This window comes from Algoriphagus sp. A40, from assembly GCF_002002735.1.
In the GTDB taxonomy this organism is placed as follows: Bacteria; Bacteroidota; Bacteroidia; order Cytophagales; family Cyclobacteriaceae; genus Algoriphagus.
The window spans coordinates 268,780-287,206 of record NZ_MUNY01000078.1; the positions used below are offsets into that span (position 1 = coordinate 268,780).

Here is an 18,427-nt window from a genome sequence, read left to right on the forward strand (position 1 = left end):
CATTTTCTGCCCTGTCTATCCAAAAAATCAGATTAATAAATGCTAAAAAATGCTGGATAAAATCATTCAATTTTCAGTCAAAAACAAACTGATCATAGGCCTGCTTACGCTTGGTTTGTTCATTTGGGGAGGCTACTCCCTTTCGAGACTTCCCATTGATGCCGTACCGGATATCACAAACAATCAGGTTCAGGTCATCACTACCTCCCCATCTCTGGCAGCTGAGGAGGTGGAACGTTTAATTACATTCCCCATCGAAATTACCATGGCCACCATCCCGGAGTTGGAGGAGATTCGTTCCTTTTCCCGCTTCGGTTTGTCTGTGGTGACCATCGTTTTTAAAGAAAATGTGGATGTGTATTGGGCTCGTCAGCAGGTAAGTGAAAGGCTGACCGATGTACAAGCCCAAATCCCTCCGGGAGTAGGTCAGCCGGGCATGGCTCCCATCACTACCGGGCTGGGAGAAATTTATCAATATGTGGTGGGAACAGAAAAGGGTTACGAAGATCAATACGATGCCCGTGAACTTCGTACGATACAGGACTGGATTGTCCGAAGGCAATTACTCGGTACTCCGGGGGTTGCTGATGTAAGCAGCTTTGGCGGTTACCTTAAACAATATGAAATCGCCATAGACCCGGATAGGCTCAAGGCCATGAACGTTTCCATTGCCGATATTTTCCGGGCATTGGAAGAAAACAACGAGAATACCGGAGGAGCTTACATTGAAAAAAACCTCAGCGCCTATTTTATCCGAAGTGAAGGCCTGGTGGGCGACTTGGACGACATCAGAAACATGCTTGTCAATAGCAATGAAGATGGAATTCCAGTCCTCATAAAAGATGTAGCCAAAGTTCAACTAGGTAGTGCTGTTCGGTATGGAGCAACTACTCGTGATGGTGAAGGGGAAGTGGTGAGTGCAATCGTGATGATGCTGAAAGGGGAAAATTCTGCAGAGGTCGTTGAAAATGTAAAAAAGCGAATCGCAGAGATAAGCAAAACTTTACCTGAAGGAATTACCATCGAGCCTTTTCTAGATCGGACGAAATTGATCAATACTGCTATTGGTACAGTGACTACAAACCTAACTGAAGGGGCTTTGATCGTGATTTTCGTCCTTCTACTTCTCTTGGGAAATCTCCGAGCTGGATTAATTGTAGCCTCTGTTATTCCACTTGCCTTGGTTTTTGCCTTTGGGATGATGAACCTCTTTGGCGTTTCGGGTAATCTAATGAGTCTTGGGGCTATTGACTTCGGACTCATCGTAGATGGGGCTGTGATCATTGTGGAAGCCACATTGCATCACCTAGGTTTATTAAAGCTTGGAAGAAAACTAACGCAGAATGAAATGGATGAGGAAGTTTATCAGTCGGCCAGTAAAATCAGAAATTCAGCTGCATTTGGGGAAATCATCATCCTAATCGTGTACCTCCCAATCCTGGCTTTAGTTGGTGTGGAAGGTAAAATGTTTGGCCCCATGGCAAAGACGGTCAGCTTTGCAATTCTTGGAGCTTTTATTCTTTCGCTGACTTATATACCAATGATGTCAGCTCTTTTTCTGAGTAAAAAGACCGAATACAAACCGAATATTTCGGACAAGATCATGGCTTTCTTTCACCGTTTGTATGATCCGGCCATTCGCTGGACTATGCACAAAAGACCTTTGATACTAAGCCTTGCATTGGGGTTTTTCTTGGTTTCACTTTGGGTATTTTCCAATATGGGAGGTGAGTTTATTCCGACTTTGGAGGAAGGGGACTTTGCCGTAGAAACCAGGGTAATTACGGGAAGTTCTTTGCAAAACACGATTCAAGCTACTACTCAGGCAGAAAAAATCCTTCTTGAACAATTTCCTGAAGTGAATCAAGTGGTATCAAAAATTGGTGCGGGTGAAATCCCTACCGATCCCATGCCAGTGGAAGCAGCCGATATGATGGTGATCTTAAAAGACAAAAGTGAATGGGTCTCAGCCACCAACCGGGAAGAGCTGGCCAATAAAATGGCCGAAGCTCTGGAGGTCATTCCGGGAGTTACTTTCGGATTTCAGCAACCCATCCAGATGCGCTTTAACGAACTCATGACTGGGGTTCGGCAGGATGTAGCGGTTAAGATATACGGAGAGGATCTCAATGAGCTTTCGGAATATGCCGAACAGATTGGACGGCTGGCATCCAGTGTGGAAGGAGCTCAGGATTTGTATATAGAAGAGGTAACCGGTGTTCCGCAAATTGTCATTAATTACAAACGTGATCAATTGGCCAAATACGGTCTGACCATCCGGGATGTAAACCGCTCGGTACAGGCTGCCTTTGCCGGAGCGTCTGCAGGGCTGGTTTATGAAAACGAAAGACGCTTTGATCTGGTGGTCCGATTGGATAAGACCAATCGGGAAGATGTAGAGTCTGTTCAGAACCTTTACATCGCTAGGAAGGATGGACACCAAATACCGCTATATCAGGTGGCCGAAGTGGAAATTCAGGAAGGTCCCTACCAAATCCAGCGAGACGACACCCGCAGACGGATCATTGTAGCATTCAATGTACGTAACCGGGATGTCGAAAGCATAGTAACAGAGCTTCAGCAGAAAATTGAAGAGACAGTCGTATTTGCACCCGGCTACACCGTTTCTTACGGTGGGCAGTTTGAAAATTTGATAGAAGCTCGAGAAAGACTCTCTTTTGCGGTTCCTTTGGCTTTGCTTCTGATTTTCGTCTTACTTTATTTCACTTTTGGCTCATTTAAGCAGGGTATTCTCATTTTTACAGCAATCCCACTTTCTTCCATCGGGGGCATCTTTGCCTTGTGGCTGAGAGATTTGCCTTTCAGTATTTCTGCCGGGGTTGGGTTCATTGCGTTATTTGGCGTAGCTGTTTTGAATGGGATTGTGCTCATCAGTGAGTTCAATCACCTGAAAAAGGAAGGCGTCTCAGATATTTTCGAACGGATTTACAAAGGCACGAGTGTGCGTTTGCGACCTGTAATCATGACGGCTGCCGTGGCTTCTTTGGGTTTTCTGCCGATGGCGCTTTCCCAATCCGGTGGAGCAGAAGTACAGCGTCCATTGGCTACTGTGGTGATCGGGGGTTTGATTACGGCTACCTTCCTGACCTTGGTTGTGCTGCCTATCCTGTACTATTATTTTGAAAGAGGGATAAAGGTGAAACCCGGGGCAGTAGTTCCACTTTTGGTTATCGGCTTGCTTTGTATTCAGATACCTAAAGCCAATGCGCAGGATTCTCTAGTTAGTTATCAATCATTGGATAAAGCCATACAAGTTGCTATCCAAAACAATCCAACCCTGAAAGCAGCAGACTTGCAAACCCAGCAGGAAAGGGAGCTGAAAGGAGCCAGCTGGAATATGGCTAAAACCAATTTTAGCCTCACTCACGGACAGTACAACAGCATTTACAACAATGACAACCAGTTCAACATCTCCCAATCCATGGAGTTTCCTACGGTTTATGCCAATCAAAAGAAATTGGCCAAAGCTCGGATTGAAGCGAGTGAATGGATGCGTTCGGCTACCCAAAACGAACTGGTTCAGCAAGTAAAGGTTTCCTGGTATTTGATGTGGTTGGAAAAAAGCAAAAGGCAGTTATTGTTAGAACAGGACAGAATTTACCAGCGATTCGTACGGGCAGCAGATCTTCGTTATCAAACCGGAGAAACGAACTTGCTGGAAAAAGCAACTGCGGAGTCCCAAGTAGCAGAACTCAAGGCCATGCTTCAGCAAAACCAGTCGGATATCGAAATCCACCGGACACAGCTTCAAACCTTGCTTAATCTGGATAGCATAGGGGATATCGCCATGGGTTATCTGGAAGCAAGGGAAAGCAATGTACTTCTCGATACACAAGGAATTGCCAACAACCCTACACTTGCCTGGTTTCGCCAACAGATGGAAGTAGCCGAAAAAGAAAAATCGGTGGAGAAGGCAAAGTTCTTACCCGACCTTTCGGCAGGGTATTTCAACCAGTCCCTCAATGGACCCAATCAGGATTTGGATGGCAACCCGGTCAATTTCACCTCCAGCGACCGGTTTACCGGTTTTCAAGTGGGAATGGCCATCCCCATTTTTGGGGCAAAGTCCCAAGCATCGGCCATCAAAGCGGCCGAATTGAAAAAGCAGGAAAGCGAAGCGCGGCTGCAAGCAGTGACTAACCAACTGCAAGGCAGGCTAAGTTCACTCATTCAGCAGTACCAAAAATTTCAGACCAGCCTTGATTACTACGAGCAAAACGCCCTGCCGCAGGCAGAGCTAATTCTCAAACAGGCTCAAAAAGGATTTGAAAACGGGGAAATCGGCTACGTGGAATACATTCAGGGACTTAACCGGGCATTGACAGTCCAGTTTAATTACCTGGAGATTCTCAACCAATACAACCAAACCATTATCCAGATCGAGTTCATTTCAGGTGTTCAATAAAAGGAAATCAACTATGAAAAATATATTCAATTACATCAAAATAATATCAATGGCGGTTCTTTTGGGACTGACCATTGCGTCTTGCGGACTACAAAATGAGGAAGCCATTGAGGTGAATCATATAGAAAGTGAGAACACAGTGGAACTTACCCAAGCGCAATATGACCAAGCGAAGATTGAAATTGGAACTGCCGAAAAGAAAGTAATCGGTTCAGAATTGCGGGTGAATGGGATGATTGACGTACCACCACAGAGCAACATTTCTATCAATATGCCCTATGGAGGCTTTGTGAAATATACCGAAATGCTGCCTGGTACCAAGGTGAAAAAAGGCCAGTTATTGGTGGTCATTGAAAATCCGGAGTTCATCCAGTTTCAACAGGAATACCTGGAGAGTCTGGCCAAACAGGAATTTCTGAAAGCCGAATTTGACCGTCAGAAGGAGCTGTTTGATGAAAAAGTAGCCTCTGGTAAAACATTTCAGCAAGCCAAAAGTGACTTTCTGGCTAATGAAGCCCGGATAAAAACTATGGAAGAACGATTGAAGCTCATTGGCTTCAATCCGGCAAAAATCCGTGAAGGAAATATCTCGGCTTCTGTAAATATTTTCGCTCCGGTTAACGGTGCCGTTCGGGAGATTTATACCAATGTAGGCAAATACATCAACCCACAAGATGTGATCATGGACATTACTAATGCCGAAGACCTGCATGTGGAACTTACCGTGTATGAAAACGACATCCCCAGAGTGCAGGAAGGACAACGAATCCGCTTTGCATTGGCGAATTCTCCTGAAGAATGGCGGGAAGCAGAAGTATTTCTGATAGGTAGCGGAGTGCGGGAAGACCGATCGGTGACTGTACATGGCCACTTAGAAAAGATGCACGAAGATCTGAAACCGGGAATGTATATAGCTGCAAGGATCGAAACCGACAGCAACGAAGTATTGGCTATCAAAGAGGAAGGAATCGTTCGGTTTGGTGGAAAACAATATGTCTTTGCCTATACGGGAGAAAAAACAGAAAACGGTGCAACCGTTCATGATTTTGAAATGATGGAAGTCATCAAAGGATATACAGAAGATGGCTATACCCAGATTTCTTTGGCCGATGCAGCAAAGGACCTAAGTGCCCTTCAAGTGGTCACCAAAGGTGCTTTCACCTTGTTGGCTAAAGCCAAAAATACCGAAGAAGAAGGAGAAGGACACGGACATTAAAATGAATCATCCTTATGATCAAAGAACTCGAAGATAGACTCAATCAGAAAGACATCCGACCAACAGCCATGAGGCTGTTGGTGTTGGAAGCACTGGCAGGTCAAGAGACGGCCATCAGCCTTTCCGACTTGGAAAAGGCATTTGAAAAGTCAGACCGGGTGACGCTATTCCGTACCCTGAAAACCTTTCAGGAAAATAGACTGGTACACAGTATCGATGACGGTACGGGAGCTCCTAAATACGCCCTATGCGAAGAGGGATGCGAGTGTAATATCGAAAGGGACCTGCATGTGCATTTTCATTGTCGGGTGTGTAGCGAAACCTTCTGTTTGCCCAAGTATAAAATCCCGGAAATTGAACTGCCAAGCATGTTCAAAGGAGAAGAAGCCAACTTGGTAGTAAAGGGGATTTGTGGGAAATGTGCAGGATGAATATTACAAGTACTATGCATTGGGTTTAAGAGTAATTTTAAGTCAAACATCCAATGAAATGAAACCATGCAACATGGAAAACCTCACAATTTAGGATGAATAGGATCATATGAAATTTAATACCACCATGCCAAAAGGCTTAAAGCCACAATATCAAAAATAACTGGATGCATATCGGGATAAACTGGGGAAGTGGTTTTTACAGGAAGCTTGGCAGCATCTTGAAAGGGCACACATCCTTGGTCAGCCCTATCCTTACCGGCAGTCTGAAGTGCATTGGCTCATGCTTCGGTTTGGTTAAAAAATCAAAGACTGGAAGGAAATACGGGGTCAGATTCTCCGGCACTTTGTAGGTGGAGTAAAATCCTTTGTAGGGAAAATACATGTAGGTAATACTGGGGACGCCAATGTTCCGCCTCTCTTGCCTATGGAAATACCAGCAGATCTGAAGGGAATAATAAATCAGTTTAAAAAATAAAAAAGTCCTAAACAATGACCGCTCTACTCACCGGTACCATTATGCTCAGTCTCCTTCACGGACTGATTCCCAGCCATTGGCTGCCGGTGCTGGCCCTGAAAGAAAAATTTGGATGGGAGGGAATCAAGACGGTTCGCATTGCGGCGATGGCAGCTTTGGCTCACTCGCTGAGTACCTTTTTGTTAGGAGTGTTTTTGGGTTTATTCAGCTTGTCACTTTCTGAAAACCTACACACTTACACCCGTTGGGTCATTCCTGGATTGCTTATAGCCATCGGCTTATATTTTGTCATTCAACACCACCGTCACCACCACTTTCACATTGCTGAAAAACAAAAGCTGGAAAAAGCAGGAGCAGCGCAGGTTGTGACTTTGCTGGTATTTACCATGTTTCTTTCGCCCTGCCTGGAAATTGAAGCCTACTTCCTTATGGCAGGAACTCATGGCTTTCCAATGATCCTAGCTGTGGGACTGCTCTACACCATTGTTTCCGTGTTAGGGATTACTTTTTGGGTTTACCTGGCCCAAAAAGGGCTGCACCGATTCAACTGGCACAAATTGGAACATAATGCAGGACTGATTTCCGGTGGCATACTTATTCTCACTGGCATCATTTCCTTTTTCACAGATTAAAACAGATTAGACGATGACAAATACAAATCACTTAGACGATAAAGCCTGCTGCAGCACTAACCAGCATCCAGGCAAACCAAAAAAGGAAGAGGAAAAAACCTCACCAACTTTCCTGCAGACGTGGGGTAGTGGTATGCTGAGCTTTGTCATGCTACTTGCTGGAATTGCCGCTGACCAGTTGGGACAGCCTGCAATTTTCCAGGGAGGTATCCGCATTGGCTGGTATGTGCTGGCCTATTTGCCCGTGGGATGGCCGGTGTTGGTCAAAGGCTGGAAGTCCATCATAAAAGGTGATGTGTTTACTGAATTTTTCCTAATGGGCATTGCCACATTGGGGGCGTTTGCCATAGGCGAATATCCCGAGGCGGTGGCGGTGATGCTTTTCTATGCCATCGGTGAGTTGTTTCAGGATGCGGCTGTGAACCGGGCCAAGCGAAACATCAAAGCCCTGTTAGACATCCGCCCCGATTCGGCTTCGGTTTTTAGAGGTGGCCAAACTGTGGTCTTACACCCCGAGGAAGTACAAATTGGGGAAACCATCCAGGTTAAACCTGGAGAAAAAGTACCCCTCGATGGGGAAATGATCAGTGAAAAAGGCAGTTTCAATACCTCCGCCTTGACCGGCGAAAGCAAACCTGCGACCTTCAACAAAGGAGAAAATGTACTGGCTGGAATGGTGAATCTCGATAGGCTGATTGAATTGAAAGTTATCAGACGGTTCAATGAAAGTTCAATTGCACGAATCCTTGAACTAGTCCAGAACGCCACCTCACGCAAGGCAAAAACTGAACAGTTCATCCGAAAGTTTGCGCGGGTCTATACACCCATTGTCACCTTTCTGGCCATAGGCTTGGCCTTCCTGCCTTATTTTTTTGTGGAAGACTATGTGTTTGAAGCATGGCTTTACCGGGCCTTGATCTTTTTGGTGATCTCATGCCCCTGTGCGTTGGTCGTTTCTATCCCACTGGGTTATTTCGGAGGGATTGGTGCAGCCTCCCGAAAAGGCATACTGTTCAAAGGTTCCAATTTTCTTGACCTCATGACCAGCGTTACTACCGTGGTGATGGACAAAACAGGCACACTTACCAAGGGAGTGTTTGAAGTTCAGAAAGCCGTGACCATGGAGGGAATTACCCTAGATTGGCTTAGTCTGACAGCAGCAATGGAAAGCAAATCCACCCATCCCATCGCAAAAGCCATTACAGAGTATGCTAAAAAGCAAGGAGGAGAAATTTCAGAACCCGAACAACAGGAGGAAATTGCCGGGCACGGACTGAAAGGAATTGTAAATGGCAAGCATGTGCTGATCGGCAATCAAAAACTGCTGGATAAGGAAGGGATTGTTACCCATGCCGATGCAGCCGGAGAAGTCAATACTGTTATCCATGTAGCAGTAGACCAAAAATATGCAGGATATCTGGTGATCGCGGATGAACTCAAAGAAGATGCTGCTCAGGCCATCAATGAACTACACAAATTAGGAGTTCGGGAACTGATCATGCTGTCAGGAGACAAGGATGCAGTGACACAGCAAGTGGCAAAATCACTCGGAATAGATAAAGCCTTTGGTGATCTGCTGCCTGAGCAAAAGGTGGAAAAGGTAGAAGAACTGAAAAAAGATGCCAGCCGGGTCATTGCTTTTGTGGGTGATGGCATCAACGATGCTCCTGTCCTTGCCCTGGCCGATGTGGGAATTGCAATGGGTGGTTTGGGTAGTGATGCAGCCATTGAGACAGCCGATGTGGTTATTCAGACTGACCAGCCCTCAAAAATTGCAACTGCCATTCAGTTGGGCAAACAGACAAAACGAATCGTATGGCAAAATATCAGCCTGGCTTTTGGAGTTAAGCTCATTGTGCTGGCTCTGGGAGCCGGAGGCCTGGCCACCATGTGGGAAGCAGTCTTTGCCGACGTTGGAGTGGCATTGTTGGCAATTTTGAACGCTGTAAGAATACAGCGCTCTTAACCCAAAGTTCAATCAGGTGTACTTGCAATCCTATTTTTCTTTAGCTGAAGGTTGGTATTCCTAAGGTTGGGTTACCTTTTCAACCGGTTGAAATTAAAGACTCGTTTTCAAATGGATTTTCAATTCCATCAATAAGTCATTTTCCCCGTTTCGCCCACTCTTTTCGTTTCGATTCATTCACGCCATTTTTCAAATGACAGCTCTTTTCTCTTTACTCTAGGAAAGGGCTTTCACTCCCCACAGCTACCGCTTCACTCTACTTACCCTTCTCCTAAGTCCCGGCAAGCCTGGGACTCGGGAAGGCCGTTTCGTGAAGCCGTAGCCTGAGCCTCGTTTTAGGGGGGGGCAAGCCTTTTCCGATTTTTCTTCCGAGCACATAGGGATTTTTGTCCGTTTCGGTCGGTGAGCGCTCCGTTCCATTTTTTCCTTCTCAATCCCCCGGTCTTCAGTGTATGACACGACAATGCAAAGGTTGAGTGCGAACCTGCACCAGTCAAAATTACGCTCCGCCCTGATCTAAAAAACAGGGTCTCCTACGGACTGCCTCCCAGTTTTTTATCCCAGGCTTTTGCCTTATGCAGAACCACACTCCTTGGCTTGCATGTCGGTCAGAACCTCAATACCAGTGGATAAAAAAAATGTCACTTCACGCCCACATATCGCCCTTCACTTCCAAAAAAATACCCTTTGAACTCGGGAAAAATCTCGGTATAAGTGTCGGGTCGATCTTCCTAATATCCTTGGATATAAGTGGGCTTTATGTGGCTGATAAACAACTGAATAATCTCTTTATCAATCCTTTTCTGTCACACTTTAAAACTCTACGACCATGAAAGCTTGGGAAAATTTCAACCAATTAGCGGATACTGTTACCAACGAAATCATCGAAGGTATCCAAAATGAAAACCTTACTTGGGAACAAGTTTGGAGTTCTAAAAACTCTCCGAAGAATTATGCTTCGAAACGTCCTTATTTGGGATTCAATGCACTTTGGCTGGCCTGGGTCACCATCTCCAAGAAATTCAAAAGTCCCTACTTCCTAACCTACAATCAGGCAAAACACCTCGGCGGAAATGTCAAGAAGGATGAAAAAGGTTCTAAAGTCGTATTCTGGAAGATTTCCAAGTTTGTAAAAGGGAAGGCAACCAATGAAGAAGGAGAAAACGAGGACCTTTTTGGAAGAAAGTTTACCCCCTTTATCTGGACGGTTTTCAATATCGATCAAATAGAAGGAATTGATTTTACCCTAGAAGGTGCCGAGGAAAGGGTTTTTTCCCCAATCGAAACTTGCGAATCCATCATTTCAGGCTATGCCACCTGTCCGAATATTGTCCATGAAGGAAACGAGGCATTTTATAGCCCTTCCAGAGATTTTATCAATATGCCGGAAAAGGAATCCTTCAAAGGAGACGAGCAATATTATTCTGTTCTATTTCATGAAATGATACATAGCACAGGCCATTCGATCAGGTTAGGAAGATTTGCAGAAAGACCGGCTTTGGTTGGCTTTGGTTCAGTAGAATATTCAAAAGAGGAACTGATTGCCGAAATGGGAGCCAGTTTTTTGAATGCTCTTGCCGGAATCAAGGATGCCAATTTCAAAAATTCTTTGGCCTACTTGAAAGGCTGGTTTAAGCCACTAAAGGAAGATCCAAAAATGCTGATCTATGCTGCTCAAAAGGCACATCAAGCAGCCAATTACATCCTTGGAATTGATCTAGAGGGGGAGGAATAATCCCCCTTTTTTGCTCATTTTTTCATTTGACCTACCCTCTAAAAATTGACCACCTTCGGTGGTACTTCTGAGAAATTGAGAAATTCTTACAGGAAGTTTATTGCTCCACTAAAACAGAAAGACCATGAGTAATGGAGCAAAAAAACGAAAAAAATCAGGTTGCGGGATACCTACTCTAAATCAAGTCAGGCTGTATTTCTTAACCAACAGGTTCGGCATAGAAGAAGGAGATGTTTTCTTTTATTTTCACCGATCAACTAATTGGCGTTCGCAGTATGGTGATCGAATTGGAGATTGGACATTGGCTGCCAAAAGATGGATGTGGAATCTAGAAAACTAACAGGCTTTCAGTTTTGATCAGAAATCTCCATTGCTTCAACCTAGAAAATCTAGTCACTTTTAAAAAGAGAAGGGGTCTTGCAATAGCGATATCAGTTGTTTAAAATATTGATTTGAAATTGTCAAGAAAATTAACACTAGAAGAAGAGCGTCTTAGGGAGGAGTTGGTGACGTTGGAAAGGCGTATCCGAATGAAGATTCGGAGAATTTGTGCCACTAATTTGAAGTTGCCCTATGAGCGACTTGCAGCTGGATGCCGCCTAAAGGAATTGTGTTTGTTGGCGATTTCATCACTCGACGAGGGAGACGAAATGAAGTTAGCAGCGTGCTTGAGGGAATTAAGAGAAAAGGGAATACCTATTTGAAATTTTACGACTTTTAAAGCTTATCCAAAATTTCCCGGATTAGCCGCTCTCTGTCCAATTCCTTTTTTCTTTTTGTCCTTAGGCTAACGATATAAATTATCCAAATCCCCCAAGCAACCGCAAAAAGTGGAAATGGATTTTCTGCTCCCAATGCTCCAATCATTGCAATGAAGCTGATGAATACTGTTCCTAGAAATTTTATTGTCGGCCACATAATCTGATACTTTGATACTCAACTTTCTACTTTACGGTTTTGAATCAAAGTGGTTTGGGTTTGTGGTGTAAATAAGTAAATATGTTTTTATATAAAATATGTCCAGGATCAGATTTTGGATCCGATAATTATAAAGGACTTAATGGCGGACTCTTTCCATCGGCCCCCCAAATCCAAATCCGAGCATCCTCTGGCTGATGCGGTGACGGCTAATCTGAAAAGAAGAAAGTTGTAAAGTGGGAAGGTTTCAAAAGGATTTGAAAAATTGAACCATTTAAAAAATTGAAAAATTAATCAAATCTAAAATATCGCACATCCGACGTTGGACACCAAACAGATAAACTATGAAAACGCTATAATTCAAAACCAACATCAAATGCGGTGGCTGTATTGCTGCAGTGACTCCACACTTGAACGCTGCCGAAACAGTCTCCAACTGGTCGGTGGACACAGCCAATCCAAACAAGATCTTAACTGTGGAAGGCGAGAACTTATCCGAAGCTGAGGTCATTGAAAAAGTAAAAACTACCGGCTACACCATCGAGAAAGATCAAGGAAAACCCTTTTATCTCAAAAACTACGAAACGATTTCTCCTTTTTATTGCATGAAGATCGGGGATGGATATCCTAGGTCAGGAGCTGAGGCTTACAGTTGAAACAGAGACTCTTGAACCCTAAGACATCAAGAAAGCGGTGTTGATAGCAGGGCTTATTGCGAATGTGCAATTGCAAGACCTAAGACGCAAGATGATGGAAATCAAATCTTTTGTCTTGTGTCTTAATTCCAAATTTGAACTTATCAATCAAAATCCCGTACTTTGACTCGGTGAAAACTTTCGTTTCCATATTGCTTGCTTTCTTCGTACTCTTCTCCACCGTCGGGATGGCTAAGACTACGCATTTTTGCATGGGGCATGCGATGAAGTCGGAGCTTGGATTCGGTGAAAAACACCTTGACTGTGGAATGGCCATGCCCATGGACCACAGTGAAAAAGGACAGGACAATCAGAAAGACCCCAATTCCTGCTGCGAAAACATCACCGAACACCTTCAGGTCGACGAAGATTTTCAGCAGAAGAAGTTTGAAATCAAACTTGACCTGAACTTTGCAATGGCACTTGTTCAGGTATTTATTTTTGGAATGGATGTTTCACAACAGGAAAATCCGGAATTTCCCCTTTACAACTCTCCCCCACCTTTTGAGGATCTTCATGTCCTCTACGAGACCTATCTGATCTAAATCCAAGGTTTGGGCAAATCCGATTTTGCCCATAGTAAACCCTTTGCCAAAAGGCTTAGGGATTAATTTCTGTTTAAAACCTTGGAATCATGATTAACCGAATCCTCAAGTACTTTCTTGAAAACAAACTGGTTACGGTTCTTTTCCTCCTCCTGATCATTGGCTGGGGAATAGTCACCGCACCTTTCAACTGGAACGTGGGATTTCTCCCACGTGATCCTGTGCCTGTTGACGCCATTCCCGATATCGGGGAAAATCAACAAATCGTCTTTACTGAATGGATGGGAAGATCTCCTCAGGATGTCGAAGATCAAATCACCTATCCGCTTACTACTTCGCTCCTTGGACTTCCTGGAGTAAAAAGCGTTCGTTCCAGTTCTGCTTTCGGATTTTCAAGCATTTACATCATTTTCGAGGAAGACATCGAGTTTTACTGGAGCCGTTCCCGAGTCCTAGAAAAACTCAATTCCCTTCCTTCAGGACTTTTACCAGAAGGCGTCCAACCCAAATTGGGCCCAGATGCTACGGCTTTGGGACAAGTCTTTTGGTACACCTTGGAAGGTCGGGATGAAAACGGCAATCCCACTGGAGGCTGGGACCTACATGAACTCCGAACGATACAGGATTACTATGTGCGCTACGCCCTAACCGCAGTGGAAGGCGTTGCCGAAGTAGCTTCTGTAGGTGGCTATGTAAAAGAATACCAGGTGGATGTGGATCCTGCAGCACTCAAAGCGCATGGAGTGACCCTCATGGATGTGATGGAAGCGGTGCGAAAATCCAATCTGGACGTGTCGGCAAATACCATCGAAGTCAACCGGGTCGATTACTTTATCCGGGGCTTAGGGTACGTTGAGGAACTTTCCGACTTGGATAAAGCCGTAGTCAAAGTCACCAACAACGTACCCATCCGTATCCAGGATGTGGCCAAGGTCAATATCGGCCCTCAGCCTCGAAACATGTCCGGGATTTTGGATAAAAGCGGTGCTGAAGCGGTTGGCGGCGTTGTCATCGCCCGATATGGAGACAATCCCTTGAAAGTGATCGAGGGAGTCAAAGCCGAAATCGAAAAACTTTCTCAGGGACTTCCCACCAAAACATTGGCCGATGGCACGGTTTCCAAAGTTACCTTGGTTCCTTTTTATGACCGTACAGGACTGATTTACGAGACACTTGGCACGCTGTACGAAGCGATCAACCAGCAGATTTTAATTACCATCCTAGTCATCATTGTGATGGTGTACAATCTCCGTGCTTCCTTGTTGATCTCTGCTTTGCTTCCGATGGCGGTACTGATGTGCTTCATCTTTATGAAGCAGTTTGGCGTGGATGCAAATATTGTGGCACTTTCCGGGATTGCGATTGCGATCGGAACGATGGTGGATTTGGGGATTATTTTGAATGAAAATATCCTTCGGCACCTGGAAATCGCTCCAAAGGGGCAATCCAAACTCAAAACCGTCTATCTAGCCTCAGCCGAAGTTTCCGGAGCCATCTTGACCGCTGTCAGCACCACTATTATCAGCTTTTTACCTGTGTTTACCCTGCAGGCTGCAGAAGGAAAGCTCTTTGGGCCCCTGGCCTACACCAAAACATTTGCACTGGTAGCTGCAGTGATTTTCACCTTGCTGATCATGCCGGCATTTTCCCACTGGATTTTCAGTATCAAGGAAGCCAAAGGGAAAATTGGCCGCTTTTTGAATTATGGCTTGGTGATTTTGGGTCCGATCGTGGCCTTTACCCTTTGGGGTTGGGCGGGCTGGTTGCTGTTTAGCTATGGGCTGGTGCATACACTGGCCTACCATTTCCCAGATCAAGTTGAAAAGCGAAAAAGCCTGCTGATTATTGCCGTCACGCTGGTTTTTGTGGCCTGGCTGCTCACCGAGCAATGGATGCCATTGGGCGTTTCGGTAAGCACCTTGACCAACTTTATCTTTATCGCTCTCCTGCTGGCATTAGTCCTGGGAGGATTTTCGGGATTTATCAAAATCTATCCTCGAATCCTCAACTGGTGTTTGGCTAATAAAGGCACTTTTCTCCTTTTTCCACTAGTCGTCATTCTACTTGGAATCAGCGTTTGGCTAGGCTTTGGTCGTGTATTTGGCATTGTGCCCAAAGCATTTGACTTGGTCGGTGTTAATATCCGAAGCACCGGATTTTGGTCTGGGGCGACGCATACTTTTCCGGGTTTGGGCAAGGAATTCATGCCTTCACTCAATGAGGGGTCTTTTCTCTTGATGCCTACGACCATGCCGCATTCGGGAATTCAGGAAAACAAGGAGGTTTTGCAGAAGCTTGACATGCTCGTAACCGCGATTCCTGAAGTGGATATGATCGTAGGGAAGGCTGGTCGAGCCGAAACCGCCATTGATCCGGCGCCAATTTCCATGTTTGAAAACACGATCAATTACAAGTCGGAATACGCCACCGATATCAACGGCAATCGGCTTCGCTTCAAGGTCTTGGATGAAAAGTATGAGTTGAAAGACGGAAGCTTCTACGACCCTGCTACTATGACTCCCAATCAGATCAAAGTCGCTGATCTGATCGAAGATGAGGACGGGGAGTATTTCCGACAGTGGAGAGATCATATCCGGACTCCCGATGATATCTGGAATGAGATTGTCAGCGTAATCAATCTGCCTGGAGTCACCTCCTCTCCCAAACTTCAACCCATCGAAACCCGGCTCGTGATGCTTCAAACCGGCATGCGTGCGCCGATGGGAATAAAAGTATATGGGCCTGATCTACAAACTATTGAAAGCTTTGGATTACAGCTGGAAAAATACCTGAAGGAAGTTCCTTCGGTTAAAAAAGAAGCTGTTTTTGCCGACCGAATTGTGGGAAAACCTTACCTCGAACTCGACATTGACCGGGATCAAATCTCCCGCTATGGTATGAATGTGGTCGATGTCCAGGACTTTATCGAAACAGCCATAGGAGGGATGAAACTCAGCACCACAGTTGAAGGACGGGAGCGTTTTCCGATCCGGGTGCGCTATGCGAGGGAGTATCGGGACGACCCGGAGGCCATCCAAAATCTCCAGATCCCCACCCCGATGGGCAATTACATTCCCTTGGGTCAAGTGGCCAACATCACCTATCGACCTGGACCGGATATGATTCGGGGAGAAAACACTTTCTTGGTTGGGTATGTGCTGTTGGATAAAATGCCGGGTTTTGCGGAAGTGACGGTAGTCGAGGATGCCAAGCGCTACATCCAGGAAAAGATCGATTCCGGTGAATTGACAGTTCCAAACGGCGTGCGATTTGAGTTTTCAGGTTCCTACGAAAACCAAGTCCGGGCAGAACAACGCCTGGCTATCGTAGTTCCGCTTTGTTTGATCCTGATTTTCCTGATTCTGTATTTTCAGTTTAAGGCGGTTTCAACTACCCTATTTGTCTTTACAGGAATCGCCATGGCATTTTCCGGTGGATTCCTGATGATTTGGTTTTACGGGCAGGACTGGTTTATGGACTTCAGTCTCTTTGGGACCAATGTTCGTGATCTTTTCCAAATGAAGGTGTACAATCTCAGCGTGGCGGTTTGGGTGGGCTTTATTGCCTTGTTTGGACTCGCTACAGATGACGGTGTGGTGGTAGCCTCCTATTTGGATCAAAGCTTCCAGGAAAACAAACCTTCAACCGTACAGGAGATTAGGACTGCAGTACTGGAAGCAGGAAAAAGACGGGTACTGCCCTGTATGATGACCACAGCCACCACCTTGTTGGCTTTGGTTCCGGTATTTACTTCGACAGGACGGGGTTCAGATATCATGGTTCCCATGGCGATACCATCATTGGGTGGGATGATCTTGGAAATTACAGCGGTATTTATTGTGCCTACCCTATACTGCTGGTGGGCAGAGCGCAAATTGAAAAACAATTCTCAGGTTTTCTCCGGGGAATCAAACTCATCCAACTATGGAAACTAAAGATTCAAAGGTCCTCGGAACCAATTCCCCCTTCTTAAGGGGGCTAGGGGGATTTCTATTTTTTCTGCTTAGCATCTCCCTTAAGGCTCAAACCTTGGATGACTACCTCATCCAAGCTGCTGAAAACAATCCGGGACTGAAAGCATCCTATGCCCGCTATCAGGCAACTGCAGAGCTGGTGAATCAGCCTGGTTTGCCTGATCCTGAGCTTCAGGCTGGGTTTTTCTTCGAGCCTATGGAGCGTTTTATGGGAAATCAGACAGCTGATTTTCGCCTGATGCAGATGTTCCCATGGTTTGGGATGATTGGGACCCAAAAGGAGGAAGCCAATCAAATGTCCAAGGCCCAGTACCAGCTTTTCCTGGAGGAAAAAAATCAGCTTTTCTTTCAAGTCAAATCCACTTGGTATGACTTGATAAGCTTGAAAGAAGAAATCAAAATCTCTCAGGAAAATCTCGAATACCTCAAAAAATACGAGGAATTGGCCTTGATCCGGTTTCAGGCCGGTACGTCCTCTCCGGCATCGGCTCCTGCGCCACCCATGCCACCTCCTGCGATTTCCTCGACTACTGCAGGAAGTACTGGCGGGATGGGCGGAATGAGTGGAAATGAATCAAGTTCCAAGACCAATACCAGTACGATGAATCCGGCCATGAGCTCGGCTCCGATGGGAAGTTCAGCTTCAGGGATGAATGCGGTACTGCAAATCCGACTTCAAATCCGGGAGTTGGAAAACACCATTGAGCAACTTCAGGCCAATTTGGAACCCCTGCATATCAAATTTAACCAGCTGCTCAATCGGGAAATTCGGGCAGAAATCAATCTTCCGGTTCATTTGGAAAAAGCAGTGTTAAGCTTGGAAAAACAGGAGATTTTGGACAGCATCCGCCAAAATAACCCTATGCTCGCCATGTATCAAGCCGAAATCGGTGCCTACGATCAGCAGGCCAAAATGGCAAAACTAGAGGGCCGGCCCATGCTGGGTGCAGGAGTCAATTACATGACTTTTGCTCCCAGACTGGAAAATGACATGCCGATGGGCGGTGAAAATATGGTCATGCCTATGGTCACTATGACACTTCCGATTTACCGCAAGAAGATCAACTCCAAAATCAAGGAGACTGAATTCTTGAAAGAATCCGCCCAACTCGATCGCCAAAAAACCGAGAATTTGCTTGCCATGGAATGGGCCAATGCTTTTAGAAGCTGGGAAGAAAGCGAGCGAAATCTTCGGCTTTATGAGGATCAAATCCTACTGGTCAACCAGCAAATTCAGCTTTTGGTAACTTCTTTTACCATCAATGCGACCGGGCTTGAAGAAGTCCTTCGGGCAAACCAGCAGCTTTTGGAATACCAGCAAAAGCGAATCAATGCACTCAATCAACAGCAGCAAAGCTTAGCGCAACTGGAAGCTCTGGCTGCTACTTCACTCACCTTTCAACAGTGATTT

At 45.4% G+C, this 18,427-nt stretch carries 10 protein-coding genes and 1 pseudogene; all 11 read left to right on the plus strand.

Translation table 11 applies throughout. From position 1 onward, the window contains the following. Positions 1–49: 49 nt before the first annotated feature. The 11 genes and pseudogenes from B0E43_RS21180 (at position 50) to B0E43_RS21235 (ending at position 18,424) form a co-directional block, all read left to right on the plus strand. Positions 50–4,426, plus strand: coding sequence for a CusA/CzcA family heavy metal efflux RND transporter (locus B0E43_RS21180; RefSeq protein ID WP_077353377.1), 4,377 nt, complete (start codon positions 50–52; stop codon positions 4,424–4,426). A gap of 13 nt (positions 4,427–4,439) precedes the next feature. After that, positions 4,440–5,642 (plus strand): efflux RND transporter periplasmic adaptor subunit, encoded by a 1,203-nt coding sequence (locus B0E43_RS21185; RefSeq protein WP_077353378.1) that lies wholly within the window; start codon positions 4,440–4,442, stop codon positions 5,640–5,642. A 14-nt stretch (positions 5,643–5,656) separates the two neighbouring features. Further along, positions 5,657–6,073 carry a Fur family transcriptional regulator gene (locus B0E43_RS21190; protein WP_077353379.1) on the plus strand — a complete coding sequence of 139 codons (417 nt, stop codon included), beginning with the start codon at positions 5,657–5,659 and terminating at the stop codon, positions 6,071–6,073. 163 nt (positions 6,074–6,236) lie between these two features. Further along, positions 6,237–6,551, plus strand: a pseudogene (locus tag B0E43_RS21195) (DUF3703 domain-containing protein). A gap of 14 nt (positions 6,552–6,565) precedes the next feature. Next, a complete protein-coding gene (locus B0E43_RS21200) occupies positions 6,566–7,183 on the plus strand; it encodes a hypothetical protein (RefSeq protein WP_077353380.1) in 618 nt (205 codons plus the stop codon). Between the two features lie 13 nt (positions 7,184–7,196). Further along, positions 7,197–9,149, plus strand: coding sequence for a heavy metal translocating P-type ATPase (locus B0E43_RS21205; RefSeq protein ID WP_077353381.1), 1,953 nt, complete (start codon positions 7,197–7,199; stop codon positions 9,147–9,149). A gap of 829 nt (positions 9,150–9,978) precedes the next feature. Beyond that, entirely contained in the window at positions 9,979–10,884 is a 906-nt protein-coding gene (locus tag B0E43_RS21215) for an ArdC family protein (RefSeq protein WP_077353383.1), read from the plus strand. A gap of 1,328 nt (positions 10,885–12,212) precedes the next feature. Further along, positions 12,213–12,458 (plus strand): hypothetical protein, encoded by a 246-nt coding sequence (locus B0E43_RS31435; RefSeq protein WP_371454735.1) that lies wholly within the window; start codon positions 12,213–12,215, stop codon positions 12,456–12,458. 170 nt (positions 12,459–12,628) lie between these two features. Next, positions 12,629–13,042 carry a hypothetical protein gene (locus tag B0E43_RS21225; RefSeq protein ID WP_217349192.1) on the plus strand — a complete coding sequence of 138 codons (414 nt, stop codon included), beginning with the start codon at positions 12,629–12,631 and terminating at the stop codon, positions 13,040–13,042. A gap of 89 nt (positions 13,043–13,131) precedes the next feature. Continuing rightward, on the plus strand, positions 13,132–16,977 hold the full coding sequence (locus B0E43_RS21230; protein ID WP_077353386.1) for an efflux RND transporter permease subunit: 3,846 nt from the start codon (positions 13,132–13,134) through the stop codon (positions 16,975–16,977). Then, positions 16,967–18,424: a TolC family protein gene (locus B0E43_RS21235; RefSeq protein WP_077353387.1), complete on the plus strand. Its 1,458-nt coding sequence runs from the start codon at positions 16,967–16,969 to the stop codon at positions 18,422–18,424. The genes B0E43_RS21230 and B0E43_RS21235 overlap by 11 nt, the downstream gene beginning before the upstream one ends. Positions 18,425–18,427: the final 3 nt, after the last annotated feature.